This window comes from Xanthomonas sp. (genome assembly GCF_017163755.1).
GTDB lineage: Bacteria > Pseudomonadota > Gammaproteobacteria > Xanthomonadales > Xanthomonadaceae > Xanthomonas_A.
In genome coordinates, this window is sequence record NZ_JAFIWC010000011.1 from 100477 (window position 1) to 116337 (window position 15861).

Genomic DNA, 15861 nt, shown 5'->3' on the forward strand with positions numbered 1-15861 from the left:
CGGGTGCTTGCATAGGAGCCGGGGAGTGGGATCCGAGATTGGGGATTGGGGATTGGCAAGGCGCCGCGATGGCGAGCGCGCTCGACGCGTCGTCGGCCGGCAACGGTCGGACCTTGTTGGCAGTTCCCTTCTCCCTGCGGGAGAAGGTGCCCCGAAGGGGCGGATGAGGGTACGGGGCGAAGCCCCGGGAAGCTTGAGCGCACCGGGCTGTGTTGCGCCGGCGTACCCTCACCCCAACCCCTCCCCCGGGGGGAGAGGGGCTCAATGCGAGTGCTTGCATAGGAGCCGGGGAGTGGGATCCGGGATTGGGGATTGGCAACGGTGCCGCGCCGCGATGGCGGCCGCGTTCGACGTGTCGTCGGCCGGCAACGGTCGGACCCTGCTGCAGTTCCCTTCTCCCTGCGGGAGAAGGTGCCCCGAAGGGGCGGATGAGGGTACGGGCGAAGCCCGGGAAGTTCGAGCGCGCCGGGCTGTTGTTGCGCCGGCGTACCCTCACCCCAACCCTCTCCCGGGGGGAGAGGGGCTCAATACGGGTGCTTGCATAGGAGCCGGGGAGTGGGGATCCGGTATTGGGGATTGGCAACGGTGCCGCGTCGCGATGGCGAGCGTGCTCGACGCGTCGTCGGCCGGCAACGGTCGAACCTGCTGCAGTTCCCTTCTCCCTGCGGGAGAAGGTGCCCCGAAGGGGCGGATGAGGGTACGGGGCGAAGCCCGGGAAGTTCGAGCGTGCCGGGCTGTTGTTGCGCCGGCGTACCCTCACCCCAACCCCTCTCCCGGGGGGAGAGGGGCTCAATACGGGTGCTTGTATACGGCCGGCTGGGTGCACTGTAGGAGGGGCTTCGGCCCCGACGCTTTTCAGTTGGCGGATGGAGATGGCCGACTTCGTTTGTCGCGACTGATGGCCCAAGGCCACCCAGAGTCGCTTCCACAAAAAAAAGAGGCTGCTTTCGCAGCCCCTGATATGTCTTCACCGCCGCGCGACTTACGAGGACAAGTGTTCGATCGCCGCGACGCTGCCGAGGCGGTCGCCCAGGCGCTTGAGCAGGGCCAGGCGGTTGCCGCGGGTCGCCGGGTCGTCGACGTTGACCATCACCCCGTCGAAGAACGCATCCACCTGCGGGCGCAGCCGCGCCAGGAAGTTCAGCACGGTGACGTAGTCGTGCTGGTGCAGGGCCGCGTCGGTCTCGCCGATCGCCGCTTCCACCGCCTCGGCCAGCGCGCTTTCGGCCGGCTCGGTCAGCAGCGACGCGTCCACCTGCGCCGGGATCGCGCCGTCGGCCTTGCGCAGGATGTTGCGGATGCGCTTGTTGGCCGCGGCCAGTGCCTCGGCCTCGGGCAGCGTGGCGAAGGTGCCGATCGCGTCGATGCGGCGGTCGAAGTCGTACAACGATCCGAGCGCGGCGGTCGCGGCTGAAGCCGCTCCTACAGAAGCCGCAGGAAAGGCGCCTGTCCCCTTCTCGGGATCAACCCCGACCGAGAACAAGGCCGCCACCGCGTTGAAATGCGTCGCCGGTACGCCCTTGTCGGCGTAGTAGCCGCGCAGGCGGTCGAGGACGAAGTCGAAGATCTCGTTCGCGACGTCACGGTCATCGACCATGTGCCCGCTCCCGACCTGCACCTCGGCGACCTTGACGCCCTTGCGCTCGGCGGCCTCGGCGTCGGCCTGCTGCTTGACCGCCTTGGCGAGCACGGTGGCAGTGCTGGAAGAATGGACGGCGGCGACCAGTGCCTCGCGCAGGTCCAAATCGAAACCCGACTCGATCACCGTCCGCGCCAATCCCAGCGCATTGCGCCGCAGCGCGAACGGGTCCTTGTTGCCGGTCGGCTTCAGGCCCGCGGCGAAGCCGCCGGCCAGCGTGTCCAGGCGCTCGGCGATGGCCAGCAGCTTGCCCAGCGGCGACAACGCGATGTCGTCGCCGGCGAAGCGCGGCTGGTAGGCCTCGTCGATGGCCAGGGCGATCTCGCCCGGCTCGCCGGCGGCGGTGGCGTAGTGCCGGCCGGCGATGCCCTGCAGTTCCGGGAACTCGTTGACCATGCGCGACTGCAGGTCGTTCTTGCTCAACTCGGCGGCACGCCGCGCCTGCGCCGGGTCCACGCCCACCTGCGGCGCGATCGCCTCGGCCAGCGCGGCCACGCGCTGCACCTTGTCGGCGATGCTGCCGAGCTTGGCCTGGTAGGTCACGCTCGCCAACCCTGCGCCCATCGCCACCAGGCCCTGCTTGAGGTCCTCGTCGAAGAAGAATTTGGCGTCGGCGAAGCGCGGCCGGATCACCCGCTCGTAGCCCTTGGCCACTTCGGCCACGTCGCGCGAGACGATGTTGGCGATGCCGATGAAGTGCTCGGTCAGCCGGCCGCCGGCGTCGAGCACCGGGAAGAACTTCTGGTTGCTCTCCATCGTCTCGATCAGCGCCTCCTGCGGCACCGCCAGGAACGCCGGCTCGAAGCGGCACCGCACCGCCGACGGCCATTCGACCAGATTCACCACCTGCTCCAGGTTGTCGTCGGCGATGCGCGCGCTGCCGCCGGCCTGGCGCGCGGCCTGCTCGACCTCGGCGACGATGCGCGCGCGCCGGGCGTCCGGATCGACCAGCACCTTGGCCGCTTCCAGCGCCGCCACGTAGTCGCCCGGCTGCGCCAGGCTCACCGGCGCATCGTGCAGGAAGCGGTGGCCGCGGCTGATGCGGCCGGCGCTGACGCCGAGCAGTTCGGTGGCCACGACCTCGCTGCCCAGCAGCAGCACCAGCCAGTGCACCGGCCGCGCGAAGCCGTAGTCGTGATCGCCCCACCGCATCGGCTTGGGGATCGGCATCGCCGCGATCGCTTCGCGCACGATCTCCGGCAGCAGCGCCGCAGTCTGCGCGCCCGGGGTCAGCGCGCGGTGCACGAAGCGCTCGCCCTTGGCGTCGCGGGTGCGTTCCAGCGCGGTCCAGTCGATGCCGGCCTTGGCGGCGAAACCGGCCAGCGCCTTGGTCGGCTGGCCTTCGGCGTCCAGCGCGATGTTGAGGTAGGGCCCGAGCACCTCCGAGCGCTGCTCGGGCTGCTCCAGCGCCACGCCCGGCAGCAGCACCGCCAGCCGCCGCGGCGTGGACAGCGGCTTGGCGTCGCCGCGCTCGACCGCGATGCCGCGCTTCTCCAGCCCGGCGAGTACGCCATCGAACAAGGCCTGCGCCAGCCCGGGCAGCGCTTTGACCGGCAGTTCCTCGGTGCCCAGTTCGATCAGGAGGGGACGTAGTGCGCTCATGTGTCAGACCTTGCTAGCGGTTCCCTTCTCCCTGCGGGAGAAGGTGCCCCGAAGGGGCGGATGAGGGTACGGGCGGAGCCTGGGAGGTTCAGGGCGGCGGGCTGTCCGTGCAGACGTACCCTCACCCCAACCCCTCTCCCGACGGGAGAGGGGGCTACAGCCTCAGCGTTTGACGCCGGGGAAGCCCAGCTTCTCGCGCTGCGCGTAATACGCCTTGGCCACCGCCTGCGCCAGCGCGCGCACGCGCAGGATGTAGCGCTGGCGTTCGGTCACCGAGATCGCGCGGCGCGCGTCGAGCAGGTTGAAGCTGTGGCTGGCCTTGCACACCTGCTCGTAGGCCGGCAGCGGCAGGCCCAGCTCGACCAGCTTCTGCGCCTCGCTCTCGCTGGCGTCGAAGCGGTGGAACAGCTCGGCCACGTCGGCGTGCTCGAAGTTGTACGCGCTCTGCTCCACTTCGTTCTGCAGGTAGACATCGCCGTAGGTGACGATGCCCTGCGGACCTTCGGTCCACACCAGGTCGTAGACGTTGTCGCAGTTCTGCAGGTACATGCACAGCCGTTCCAGGCCGTAGGTGATCTCGCCGAGCACCGGCCGGCACTCCAGGCCGCCGGCCTGCTGGAAATAGGTGAACTGGGTCACCTCCATGCCGTTGAGCCACACCTCCCAGCCCAGGCCCCAGGCGCCCAGCGTGGGCGATTCCCAGTTGTCCTCGACGAAGCGCAGGTCGTGCACCAGCGGGTCGATGCCCAGCGCCTTGAGCGAATCCAGGTACAGCTGCTGGATGTTGTCCGGGTTCGGCTTCATCGCCACCTGGTACTGGTAGTAGCGCTGCAGGCGGTTGGGATTCTCGCCGTAGCGGCCGTCGGTGGGGCGGCGGCACGGTTGCACGTACGCCGCGTTCCACGGCTCGGGCCCGAGCGCGCGCAGGAACGTGGCCGGGTGGAAGGTGCCGGCGCCCACTTCCAGGTCCAACGGCTGGATCAGCACGCAGCCCTGCTGCGCCCAGTACTGGTTGAGGGTCTGGATCAGGCCCTGGAACGTGATCGGTACGGACCGGGAGACGGACATCTAGCAAAGGCCGGCAAAAGGGGTGCGCTAGTATAACGACCGACTTGCGGGGACTTCCGCGCACCGGACCTGACCATGGAATCGCGACCCGCCGCCGGGCAGCCGCCCGCGCTTCCGCCCGCCGCCGCCGTCGCGCTGCCGCCCGGGCGGCTGAGCTTCGAACGGGTCGCCGCCGCGCTGCTCGCCGACGGCCTGGTCGCGCCGGCCGATCGCGGGCGCATGCAGTTCTCCGCGCAGAGCGCGCGCAGCGCCAGCGAGGTGCATCCGCTGGTGCTGCTGTCCAACCTGAAGCTGGCCGCGACCCGCCCGCCGGGCAGCGAGCTGGGCCTGGAGCGGCTGACCGAATGGCTGGCGCAGCGCTGCGGCCAGCGCTACCTGCGCATCGACCCGACCCGGGTCGACGTGGCCGCGGTCACCGGCGTGGTCTCGCACGCCTACGCGCGCCGCCACCGCATCCTGCCGCTGGCGCTGGAGGCCGAGCGCCTGCTGGTCGCCACCAGCGAGCCGCTGGCGCTGGACTGGCTGGCCGACCTGCAGCACCTGGCGCGGCGCCGGATCGAGATCGCGGTGGTCAATCCGCTGGACCTGCACCGCTACACGATGGAATTCTTCGGCGTGACCCGCTCGGTGCGCGGGGCCAAGGACGGGCGCACCGAGCAGAGCAGCGGCCTGCCCAGCTTCGAGCAGCTGGTGGAACTGGGCCGCGCCGGCGACGTCAACGCCGACGACCACCACATCGTGCACATCGTCGACTGGCTGCTGCAGTACGCCTTCGAGCAGCGCGCCAGCGACATCCACCTGGAACCGCGGCGCGAGGCCGGGCGCATGCGTTTCCGCATCGACGGCGTGCTGCACAAGGTGCTGGAAGTGCCACCGGCGGTGATGACCGCGATCGTCAGCCGGATCAAGGTGCTCGGGCGCATGGACCTGGCCGAGCGCCGGCGCCCGCAGGACGGGCGCATCAAGACCCGCTCGCCGGGCGGGCGCGAGACCGAGATGCGCCTGTCGACGATGCCCACCGCGTTCGGCGAGAAGTGCGTGATGCGCATCTTCGACCCGGACGCGGCGTTCAAGAGCGTGGACCAGCTCGGCTTCAGCGCGCAGGAGGCGGCCGGCTGGAACGCGCTGGTCGAGCGCCCGCACGGCATCGTGCTGGTCACCGGCCCGACCGGCTCGGGCAAGACCACCACGCTGTACTCCACGCTCAAGCGCCTGGCCACGCCCGACGTGAACGTGTGCAGCGTCGAGGACCCGATCGAGATGATCGCGCCGGAGTTCAACCAGATGCAGGTGCAGACCAACATCGACCTGGATTTCGCCAGCGGCGTGCGCACGCTGCTGCGGCAGGACCCGGACATCATCATGATCGGCGAGATCCGCGACCTGGAGACGGCGCAGATGGCGGTGCAGGCGTCGCTGACCGGGCACCTGGTGCTGTCCACGCTGCACACCAACGACGCGCCCTCGGCGATCACCCGCCTGCTCGACCTGGGCGTGCCGCACTACCTGGTCGCCTCCACCCTCAACGGCGTGCTGGCGCAGCGCCTGGTGCGCACGCTGTGCAGCCACTGCAAGCGCCCGCACACGCTCAGCGACCTCGAATGGGACGCGCTGCGCGACCCGGGCGAGGCGCTGCCGGCGCCGCTGCAGGCGTACGCGCCGGTCGGCTGCCTGGAGTGCCGCCGCACCGGCTACCTGGGCCGGGTCGGCCTGTACGAACTGCTGCCGGTCACCCCGAAGCTGCGCAGCCTGATCCGCGCCGACATGGACCTGGCCGGCTTCAGCCGCGCCGCGCTGGCGGAAGGCGTGCGCAGCCTGCGCCGCGCCGGGCTGGAAAAGGTCGCCGAGGGCCTGACCACGATCGAGGAAGTGCTGTCGGTGCTGCCGCCGCGCGAGTAGGCGGCGCCTATCCCGGGATCACCGCGGTCGCGAACGGCGCGCGCACCTGCCAGCCCAGCGCGCGGTAGAGCGCGCGGCCTTCGTCGGTGGCCACCAGGATCTGCGGATCCGGCGCGCGGCGCGTCGATCCCAGCGCCTGCATCAGGCAGCGGCCCAGGCCGCGGCGGCGGTGTGCCGGCGCGACGGCGATACGGTCGTAGACGAACACGCCCGCCGCGGCGATCGCGTAGCCGGTGGCGGCGACATCGTCGCCGCGCAGGATCGCCACGGTCCAGACCGGGCCGTGCGCCGACCGCTCCAGGCGATAGCCGGCCGGCAAGGCACAGGACGGCGGCGCCGACCGGCTCTGCATCACCCAGCGCATCGGTTGCAGTTGCCAGCGCGGCGGCAGGTGTTCGGCCAATCGCCGCGCGCTGCCGCACAACTTCAGCAACACGCGCGGCTGCTCGATCCGCGCGGCCAATGCGGCCAGCCCCGCCACCGGTTCGGCGAAGACGTAGCGCATGCGTTCCTGCGCCTGGCCGGTGTCCACCCGCAGCCCGCCATGATCGTGCACCGGCAGGGGCAGTCCGCGCCCTACCGAGCGCGCATGCAGCCAGGCCTGGACGAGCGGCAGGTCGATCGCAGGGGACGAAATGGCCATGGCGCCACAGGAGTCGATGCGCTCCGATGATAGCGCCGGACACCGGCGGCGCTTGAAAAGCGCCTGCCGATGCTGTCTAAATCGAGTCATGCCGCTGGGATCCTACCGTCCGTCCGCCGCGCCCTTCCTGATCCTCGAAACCGGCGAACCGGTGGCGACGATGCGGCGCTATGGGCGGTTTCCGCACTGGATCCGCGTCGCCGCCGGCCTGGCCGAGCGCGACACGGTGGTCGCCAACGTCGCCGCCGGCGCCGCGTTGCCGGCGCGCGGCGGCTTCGCCGGGGTGATCGTGACCGGCTCGGCCGCCTTCGTCACCGACCGCGCCGAGTGGAGCGAACGCTCGGCCGACTGGTTGCGCGAGGCCGCGCATGCCGGCACCCCGCTGCTGGGCATCTGCTACGGCCACCAGCTGCTGGCGCATGCGCTGGGCGGCGAGGTTGCCTACAACCCGGCCGGGCGCGAATCGGGCACCGTGGCCATCGACCTGCATCCGCCGGCGTTCGACGACCCGCTGTTCGCCGGCCTGCCCGGGCGCTTCCCGGCGCATGCCACGCACCTGCAGACGGTGCTGCGCGCGCCCGACGGCGCCACCGTGCTGGCGCGCTCGGCGCAGGACCAGTGCCACGCCTTCCGCTGGGGCCAGGCGGCGTGGGGCGTGCAGTTCCACCCCGAGTTCGCCACCCACCACATGCGCGGCTACGTGCGCGCGCGCGCCGAGTGCCTGCGCAGCGCCGGCCGCTGCGCCCGGACCATCGCCCGCGACGTCAGCGCCGCGCCGCTGGCGCGCAAGCTGCTGCGGCGTTTCGTTCAGCACGCGCGCGGCCAGCAACCCGCTGGCGGCCACGCAAAACCGCGATAATCTGTGCAGGCGCCGCGGTGTCCGGCGCCCCCCACTTCGGATTGGCAATGATCGAGATTCGCAAGCTGCCGGCCTCCGCCGGCGCGGAATGGCTGTTGACCGGGTTTTCGTTGCTGCGCCGTGCGCCGCTGGCGCTTGGCCTGCTGGGCGTGATCTGGGGCCTGTCGGCGCTGCTGGTGCTGTTCGCCGCGCTGCTCAGCCCGACCCTGGGGATGCTGGCGCAGTTCCTGCTGGCGCTGGCCGGTCCGCTGTTCTTCGGCGGGCTGATCTGGGCGGTGCGCGAGGTCGACCAGGGCCGCGCCGCGCAGCCGGCGCACCTGTTGCAGGGGCTGCACGAGGGCCGTGCGCCGAACCTGCTGGCCGCGCTGCTGCCGCAGCTGATCGCCGGCTTGGCGCTGGGCATCCTGCTGCTGCTGCTGATCGGCCAGGACGGGCTGAAGCAACTGGGCGAGGTGATGGCCCAGCTCAACGCGCTGAGCCAGTCCACCACCCAGCCGGACCCGGCGCAGGTCGAGCAGCTGGTCGCCAGCCTGCCCGCCGGGCGCATCCTGCTGTGGCTGCTGCTGGTGTTCGCCGCGTTCGCGGTGCTGACCCTGACCCTGTTCGTGCTGCCGCCGCAGGTGATGTTCGACCGCAGCAACGGACTGGTGGCGATGCGCAACAGCCTGCGCGCGTGCCTGCACAACCTGCCGGCGATGCTGGTGTTCTTCGTGCTGGCGTTCATCGCGATGTTCGCGGTGTATTTCGCCGTGGTGCTGGTGATGCTGGTGGTGCAGCTGCTGGCCGGGCCGATGGTCGCCGCCTGGGTCGCCCAGCTGCTGCTGATGGCGGTGGCGATGCCGGCGCTGGCCGGCGCGGTCTACGCGGCGTGGAAGCAGATGTTCGTGCACGCGGACGACGCCGGCGCGGCGTCGCCGCCGCCGTCGGCCAACGTGTTTGCGGCGTGAGCTGAAGGCGGAATCGGGGATTCGGGAGTCGGGATTCGTCGCGGCAACGGCGCTCCCGGGTGCTGCGTGGCGTCTCGCTTTAGGAGGCGTCGGCCCCGATGCTTTCGGCATCGCCTGTCGCGCAGGGCGGTTCCGGGCCGCTTCTGCGAATGCCTAATCCCGAATCTCCACTGCCGGCCTCGTCACCGCACGCGCGGCGATGATGCCGATCTCGTACAGCAGGCACATCGGGATCGCCAGCATCAGCTGCGACACCACGTCCGGCGGGGTCAGCACCGCGGCCAGCACGAAGATGCCGACCACCGCGTAGCCGCGGCCTTCGCTCAGCTGCTTCGGCGTGACCCAGCCGAGCAGCGCCAGGATCACCAGCGCCACCGGCAGTTCGAAGCTGGTGCCGAAGGCGAAGAAGATCACCAGCACGAAATCCAGGTACGAATTGGCGTCGGGGGTGATCGCGATCACGTCCGGCTTGAACGTGGTCAGGAAGTGGAACACCGCCGGCAGCACCAGGAAGTACGCGAACGCGCAGCCGACGTAGAACAGCAGCACCGCCGAGCCGAGCAGCGGCAGCGCCAGCTTCTTCTCGCGCTGGTAAAGGCCCGGGGCGACGAACGCCCAGGCCTGGTACAGCAGCCACGGCACGGCGATGAACACCGCGGTGAAGAAGGTCAGCTTCAGCGGCGCGAAGAACGCGCCGGCCGGATTCATCGCGATCATCGTCTGCCCGACCGGCAGCCGCGAGATCAGCGGCATCGCCAGCCACGAGTAGATCGGACGCGAGAACGGCAGCAGCGCCAGCAACACCACGCCCAGGCCGAGCAGCGCGCGCACCAGCCGCGCGCGCAGTTCGACCAGGTGCTCGATCAGGCTGCTCTCGGCTTCCGGATGCGCCGGGTTCATCGCCGCGGCTCCGGGTCGGGCAGGGAGGTCGCGCGGTCGGGCGCAGGCGCCGGGCGCGGCGAGGGATCGGCCGGCTGCGGGGTGTCGACGGCCGGCGCGGTGTCCGCCGGCACGCTGGGCACCGCCGCAGCGTCGTGCTCGATGGTCGGCGCCGCGCTGTCGGACGACGCAGCGGATCCGGTTGCCGGGTCCGCTGCGACGGCCAGTGGATCGGCCGGATCAGTCGCCGGCGCAGGCGGCGGCCCGTTCGGGTCGATCTCGCGGCGCAGCGCGTCGGTCTCGCGCTGCAGCTGCTGGCCGCTGTCGCGCAGCTGCGATTCGGCCTGGCGCAGCGAGGCCTGCACGTCCTGCAGGCTGCGCTTGAGTTCCTCGGCTTCCAGTTCGCGCTCCAGTTCCTGTTTCACCGAATCCCACTGCGCGCGCGCGCGGCGCACCCACAGCCCGGCGAAACGCGCCGCCTTGGGCAGGCGTTCGGGGCCGAGCACCACCAGGGCCACCACCGCGATCACCAGCAGTTCGCTGAATCCGATATCGAACACGCCGGCGCCTTCCTGGTCAGCGCGCGTCGCGGTCGCGTTCGGCCTGGCTCTCGCGGGAGGACTCGCTGCTGCGCGACTCGTCGCCGAGCTGGCTGGCCGGCTTGTCCTCGTCGCGCATGCCCTTCTTGAATTCCTTGACCGCGCCGCCCAGATCCTTGGCGCCGCTGGTCAGCCGCTTGGTGCCGAACACCAGCAGCACGATCACCAGCACGACGAGCCAGTGCCAGATGCTGAAACTGCCCATGATCTGCTCGCAGAAAAGTCGTTAGGGGACGTCGAGGATAACGCACCGCAGCGCAGCGCGTTTGACCGTGCGCGGTTATTGGTTGCCGTCCAGCGTCTCGGTGCGGATCTCGCCTTCGGACACCGGCTGGAAACCCTGCTGCTGCGGCGGCTGCGCCGGCGCCTGCAGCGGCGCGGTGCTGGCCGCGCCGGTCGCCGCGTCGGGCGCGCCGGCAGCAGCGGACGGCGGCGGCAGCGCCGCCGGCGGGGGTGCCATGCCCGACCCGTTGTCGGCCCGTGCGCCGCCGCTGTCGGTGCCGCGGTTCTGCCGCGCCGCGTAGGTGGCCTCTTCCAGCCGGTCGCGGAAGGCGACCACGTCGTTGCTCGGCAGGCCGCTGCTGCGGCCTTCGAAGATCATCCGCGGCGTGGTGTTGCTGCCGTACACGTTCAGGTTGGCCGCATCGTCGATCTGCAGCGCCGCGCCGTCCAGCGCGACGCCGGCGAACAGCCCGCGCGCGCGCGACCACGACCAGATCTCGGCCTTGAGCTGGCCGTCGGTGGCCGCGGCGGCGTTGCGCCCGACCGGGCCGGCGGCCACGCCGGCATCGGCGCCGAGGGTGAACTTGCCGTTGACGATGTTGTCCAGGCTGCGGTCGTTGCGGAACACCAGCACCACATCGGAGGACTGCACGCCGACCTGGAAGCCGATGCTGCCGCCGGTGAGCTTGACGAACACCGGGTTGGACCAGGTGCCGTCGGGCCGCTTGACCGACATCAGGCCGTGGCCGCGGCGCCCGCCGATGACGAAGCCGGCCTTGAGCGTGTCGGGGATCACCACGATCGCGCGGCCTTCGTCGAGCAGCTTGTCGGGGATGGACTGCTCCGGGATCTCCTGGATGTCGGTCAGCACGCGCAGCGCATTGCGTGCGCGCTCGTCCTCTTCGGGGCCGGCCACGGCGTGGCTGGCGAACAAGGTGGCACTCAACAACAGGGCGAGGCGCGGCAGGAGGGGCATGGCGGGCTCCAAAGCAGGTCCGCAGAAAGATACTGCAAGTCGTTGAAGTTAGTCGCGCCGCAATGAATCGGCAGTGAGCGGCACCGGGCCGACGACCGGCCGCGTCGATCGCGCCGATCGGTCGAAGTGAAGCCGGCGCAGCGGCGGCTCTGCCACAATGCGGGCATGCTCGACGCACCCAAGACCGCCGTGCTGGTGGTGAACCTAGGCACCCCCGATGCGCCCACCGCGCCGGCGGTCAGTCGCTACCTGGCCGAATTCCTCGGCGATAGGCGGGTGGTCGCGATCCCGCGGCTGCTGTGGTGGCCGCTGCTGAACTGGGTGATCCTGCCGCGGCGTTCGCCGCGCTCGGCCGAGAAGTACGCGCTGGTGTGGCTGCCGGAAGGCTCGCCGCTGGCGGTCTACACCCGCCGCCTGGCCGAGGGCATGCAGCGCGAGTTGCCCGCGCACCGCGTGGCCTGGGCGATGCGCTACGGCCAGCCGGCGCTGGCGCCGGCGCTGGACGCGCTGCGCGATGCCGGCGTGGCGCGCATCGTGGTGCTGCCGCTGTATCCGCAGTATTCGACCACCACCACCGCGTCGATCGAGGACGTGGTGCAGGGGTGGCAGGCGCGCAACCGGCAGTTGCCGGTGACGCTGATCGAGGACTACCCGACCGACCCGGCATGGGTCGAGGCGGTGGCCGACAGCGTGCGCGCGCACTGGGCGCAGCACGGGCGCGGCGAGACACTGTTCTTCTCCTTCCACGGCCTGCCGCAGCGCGTGGCCGACAACGGCGATCCCTACCCGCAGCGCTGCGTGGCCAGCGCGCAGGCGATCGCCGCCGCGCTGGGCCTGGCCGCGGACCAGTGGCAGCTGGGTTACCAGTCGCGCTTCGGCGCCGAGCGCTGGCTGCAGCCGTACGCCGAGCCGACGCTGTGGGCGCTGGCCGGGCAGGGCGTGAAACGGGTCGACGTGGTCTGTCCCGGCTTCGCCACCGATTGCCTGGAGACGCTGGAGGAAGTGGCGATGGGCTTCGTCGAGACCTGTGCCGCGCGCGGCATGCAGGTGCGCTACATCCCCTGCCTCAACGACGCGCCGGCGCATGCCCGCGCGCTGGCGCAGCTGGCCGCGCGCGCCGCATGAGCCTGCGCGAGTTCGCCTGCCCGTCGCGGGTGGGCACGCTGGCGGGGCTGCGCAGCGGCGATCCGCACGGGCCCAAGGTGCTGGCGCTGCACGGCTGGCTGGACAACGCCGCCAGCTTCGTGCCGCTTAGCGCACACATGTCGCAGCTGGACCTGGTGATGCTGGATCTGCCCGGCCACGGCCACAGCGCGGCGTTGCCGGCCGGCGCGGATTACCTGCTGACCGGCGCGCTGCATCCGTTGCTCGACACGGCCGATGCGCTGGGCTGGGAACGGTTCGGCGTGATCGGCCACTCGATGGGCGCGGCGATCGCCAGCACCCTGGCCGCGGCGGCGCCGCAGCGGGTCGAGCGGCTGGTGGCGATCGAGGCGCTGGGCGGGCTGGCCGAAACGGTCGAAGGCACGCTCGCGCGGCTGCGCGACAGCGTCGCCGCCGCGCGCACGCCGAGCCGGCCGCTGCGGGTGTTTCCGGAGCTGGCCGCGCCGGTGCGCGCGCGGATGCTGGCCAACCAGCTCAGCGAAGGCGCGGCGCGGTTGCTGGTCGAGCGCGGGGTCAGGGCGGTCGAGGGCGGCTACGTGTGGCGCAGCGACCAGCGCCTGACCCTGCCCACCGCGGTGCGCCTGACCGAGGCCCAGATCCAGGCGCTGCTGGCCGGCATCCAGTGCCCGGCGCGGGTCATCTACGCCGATCCGCCGCAGGCGTATTTCCCCGAGCCGCTGCGCCGAGAACGCGCCGCGCGGCTGCCGCACGGCCAGCTGCATGTGCTGCCCGGCACCCACCACCTGCACATGGAACAGCCGGCCGCGGTGGCGGCGCTGCTGGACGGTTTCTTCTGAGACTTGTGTCCCGGTAAAAACCCGCTAAAGTTCGCCGCGCGCCTGCCGACATTAGGCGTAGACGCGAGACGTACTGCGTTCGCGGCTCCATCCCGGCGTCCTGACATGCCGGCGTAAAGCCGCCCCAGATCGTTCGCTTCGCTGGCGCCGGAGGTCGCGCCAGGCTGGAGGTAGGCGGGGAGAGGGGGCCTGCCGGGCGCTGCGCATGGAGTTCTTCTACCGCAGCGCTGAGGTCAAACGCGCGCCATGCGCCAAACCGCGCCGCCGATGCGCGCGCTCAGCCCAGCAACCGCCGCAACTGCGCCTTCAGGCGCCGTCCGTTCTCGTGGAAATAGTCGCGCTCGGCACGCCAGCCCGGGAAACGCGCTTCCACCTCGCGCCAGAACGCCGGCGAGTGGTTGGCCTGGATCAGGTGGCAGAGCTCGTGCACCAGCACGTATTCGAACGCCGACGGCCGCCCCAGCACCAGCGCCAGGTCCAGCGCCATCGAGCCGTCCGGCGCCAGCGATCCCCATTGCGACGACATCACCTTCAGCCGCAGCCGCGCCGGCGCGCGCGGCAGCGAGGGCAGGTACTTCGGCAGCCAGCGGCCGACGTCGGCGCGCGCCTGCGCTTCGTAGAACTCGCGCAGCCCGCGCGCGATGGCCGCTTCGCCGGCGCGCGGCGGCAGCTGGAACTGGGCGCCTTCGGCATCCACCTGCAGGCGCGCGTAGCGGCCCTCGCTCCAGCGCAGCGGCAGGCGCTCGCCGCGCAACGGCAGCCAGCCGGGCACGCCGCGCTGCGGTGCCGGATCGGGGTCCTCGTCGTGGAAGCGCGACAGCTGTTCGCTGAGCCAGTGGCGATGCTCGAGCAGGAAGCGCTCGCCGGCCACCAGGCTGGCGCGCAGCGGCAGGGTCAGCCGCGCGCCGCGTTCGTCCACGCTGAGCTTGATCCGCCGCGCGCGCGGATCGCGCACGCGCAGCACGTCGATGTCGCGCTCGTCCAACCGCAGGCGGACGAGGTCGCGTTCGACCACCGCGGCAGGCGGCGCGATCAGGCGACGGAGGAAGTCGGGCATGCGCACAGCATACCGCCCATGCATGTGCGCACGGCGACAGCGCGCACCGATCGCATCGCATGTTTCAGCTGAATGTGTGGCGCCACGCGGAGCAGCCTCTTCAATGATGCACCTGCGTAGCGCGACGAGCGAAGCAGGGAAGCTGGTCGACTTCGCAAGCTGTCGGGACTGGAGCCCCTCCTACAGTGCACCCAGCCGGCACATCGGCCAACCTTGTAGGAGCGGCTTCAGCCGCGACGAGCGAAGCCGGGAAGCTGGCCGTTCGCAAGCTGTCGGGACTGGAGCCCTTCCTACAGTGCACCCAGCCGGTACATCGGCCGCCTTGTAGGAGCGGCTTCAGCCGCGACGAGCGAGCCGGGAAGCTGGCCGGTTTTGAAAGCTGTCGGGACTGAAGCCCCTCCTACAGTGTGCCCAGCCGGCACATCGGTCGCCTTGTAGGAGCGGCTTCAGCCGCGACGAGCGGAGTCGGGAAGCTGGTCGACTCGCACGCTGGTCGGTAGCGCATCCCGACGCGGCGGGAGCGCGCCCGGCCTCGCTTAGGCCTCCGCCTTGCTCAGCTTCAACGCCTCTTCCAGCAGCAGGAACAGGCGCCGCACTTCGGCGCTCATCAGCGCGAAGCGCGCGTCCAGTTCGGCGCGCACGCCGTCCTGGTCGGCGTTCTCCAGCTGGTCCAGCGCGCCGTCGAGGAACTTCAGCTTGCGGATCACCAGGTCGTCGCCGAGCACGAAGGACACGTGGTCGTCCAGGATCAGCGCCAGCTTGGTGACCTGCTTGCCGGCTTCCAGGTGCTTGTCGATCTCGTCGCAACGCAGTTCCTGGTGCTGGCACTTGACCACCGCGCCGCCCTCGATCGGGTCCTTCATCTCGCATTCCTCGCCCAGGCTCAGGCCCTCGGGCAGCGGCTCGCCGGCGATCCAGCCGGTGAGGATCGAGCGCGGCGCCACTTCCGCGTTCAACGGCAGCGCCGGGAAGCTGCCCAGCGCGCCGCGGATCTCCGACATCACGTTCTCGCCGCTCTTGCGGCTGGAGGTGTCCACGGCGACGTAGCCGTGCTGCAGGTCGAGCATCGCGTCGGTGCGCGAAGTCTTGACGAAGGCGCGCGGCAGCAGCTCGTGGATCAGGTCGTCCTTGAGCCGCTTGCGCGCCTTGCCGCCAGGCTTGCGGCCTTCCTTCTCCTCGATCTCGGCCAGCTTGCGCGCCAGCAGGTCGTTGACCACCGAGCCGGGCAGGATCTTGTCCTCGCCGCCGACGGTCAGCCACAGGAAGTCGGCGATGCGGTGCGAGAGCACTTCCTGCTCGTCGCGGCCGAACGGGGAGATGAAGCCGCGCGAGGTCATTTCCAGCGGGCCGACCGGCTTGAGCCGCACCTCCGGCAGCAGCGTGTCGATTTCGGAGAAGTCCAGGGTGGTGGGGAAGCGGAACAGGGTCAGGTTGCGAAAGAACATCGAGCATCCAGCAGAAGGAACAGGGACGGCCGGCGGCGGGCGCCGGGTCGGGGCGCGGCTATTGT

At 70.9% G+C, this 15861-nt stretch carries 14 protein-coding genes; 5 read left to right on the forward strand and 9 right to left on the reverse strand.

Annotated features, from left to right (window positions below):
• Positions 1-982: 982 nt before the first annotated feature.
• Positions 983-3241, reverse strand: coding sequence for a glycine--tRNA ligase subunit beta (gene glyS / locus JR065_RS09350; protein WP_206233809.1), 2259 nt, complete (start codon positions 3239-3241; stop codon positions 983-985).
• Positions 3242-3403: 162 nt separating this feature from the next.
• Positions 3404-4309 carry a glycine--tRNA ligase subunit alpha gene (glyQ, locus tag JR065_RS09355; RefSeq protein ID WP_206233810.1) on the reverse strand — a complete coding sequence of 302 codons (906 nt, stop codon included), beginning with the start codon at positions 4307-4309 and terminating at the stop codon, positions 3404-3406.
• A gap of 75 nt (positions 4310-4384) precedes the next feature.
• Here glyQ and JR065_RS09360 point away from each other — a divergent pair, with 75 nt between their 5' ends.
• Positions 4385-6208 (forward strand): GspE/PulE family protein, encoded by a 1824-nt coding sequence (locus JR065_RS09360; RefSeq protein WP_206233812.1) that lies wholly within the window; start codon positions 4385-4387, stop codon positions 6206-6208.
• A gap of 7 nt (positions 6209-6215) precedes the next feature.
• Here the strand turns inward: JR065_RS09360 and JR065_RS09365 are convergent, their stop codons facing one another.
• Positions 6216-6851 (reverse strand): GNAT family N-acetyltransferase, encoded by a 636-nt coding sequence (locus JR065_RS09365; protein WP_206233813.1) that lies wholly within the window; start codon positions 6849-6851, stop codon positions 6216-6218.
• An 88-nt stretch (positions 6852-6939) separates the two neighbouring features.
• On the opposite strand from JR065_RS09365, the gene JR065_RS09370 reads away from it, so the two are divergent.
• Positions 6940-7710, forward strand: coding sequence for a glutamine amidotransferase (locus tag JR065_RS09370; RefSeq protein ID WP_206233814.1), 771 nt, complete (start codon positions 6940-6942; stop codon positions 7708-7710).
• A gap of 47 nt (positions 7711-7757) precedes the next feature.
• Positions 7758-8657, forward strand: a complete 900-nt coding sequence (locus JR065_RS09375) for a BPSS1780 family membrane protein (protein WP_206233815.1) — start codon at positions 7758-7760, stop codon at positions 8655-8657.
• A gap of 153 nt (positions 8658-8810) precedes the next feature.
• On the opposite strand, the gene tatC is transcribed toward JR065_RS09375, so the two are convergent.
• The 4 genes from tatC to JR065_RS09395 form a co-directional block, all read right to left on the reverse strand.
• On the reverse strand, positions 8811-9557 hold the full coding sequence (gene tatC / locus JR065_RS09380) for a twin-arginine translocase subunit TatC (protein WP_206233816.1): 747 nt from the start codon (positions 9555-9557) through the stop codon (positions 8811-8813).
• Positions 9554-10096, reverse strand: coding sequence for a Sec-independent protein translocase protein TatB (gene tatB, locus JR065_RS09385; RefSeq protein ID WP_206233817.1), 543 nt, complete (start codon positions 10094-10096; stop codon positions 9554-9556). The genes tatC and tatB overlap by 4 nt, the downstream gene beginning before the upstream one ends.
• Before the next feature lie 16 nt (positions 10097-10112).
• On the reverse strand, positions 10113-10340 hold the full coding sequence (tatA, locus tag JR065_RS09390; protein WP_206233818.1) for a Sec-independent protein translocase subunit TatA: 228 nt from the start codon (positions 10338-10340) through the stop codon (positions 10113-10115).
• A gap of 75 nt (positions 10341-10415) precedes the next feature.
• Positions 10416-11333, reverse strand: a complete 918-nt coding sequence (locus JR065_RS09395; protein WP_206233819.1) for a lipid-binding SYLF domain-containing protein — start codon at positions 11331-11333, stop codon at positions 10416-10418.
• Positions 11334-11498: 165 nt separating this feature from the next.
• Between JR065_RS09395 and hemH the strand changes: the two genes are divergently transcribed.
• Positions 11499-12458 (forward strand): ferrochelatase, encoded by a 960-nt coding sequence (gene hemH / locus JR065_RS09400; RefSeq protein ID WP_206233820.1) that lies wholly within the window; start codon positions 11499-11501, stop codon positions 12456-12458.
• Positions 12455-13294 (forward strand): alpha/beta fold hydrolase, encoded by an 840-nt coding sequence (locus JR065_RS09405; protein ID WP_206233821.1) that lies wholly within the window; start codon positions 12455-12457, stop codon positions 13292-13294. The genes hemH and JR065_RS09405 overlap by 4 nt, the downstream gene beginning before the upstream one ends.
• 277 nt (positions 13295-13571) lie before the next feature.
• Here the strand turns inward: JR065_RS09405 and JR065_RS09410 are convergent, their stop codons facing one another.
• Together JR065_RS09410 and JR065_RS09415 are read right to left on the reverse strand one after the other, a co-directional pair.
• On the reverse strand, positions 13572-14351 hold the full coding sequence (locus JR065_RS09410) for a SprT family zinc-dependent metalloprotease (RefSeq protein ID WP_206233823.1): 780 nt from the start codon (positions 14349-14351) through the stop codon (positions 13572-13574).
• A 536-nt stretch (positions 14352-14887) separates the two neighbouring features.
• Entirely contained in the window at positions 14888-15796 is a 909-nt protein-coding gene (locus tag JR065_RS09415) for a recombination-associated protein RdgC (RefSeq protein WP_206233824.1), read from the reverse strand.
• Positions 15797-15861: the final 65 nt, after the last annotated feature.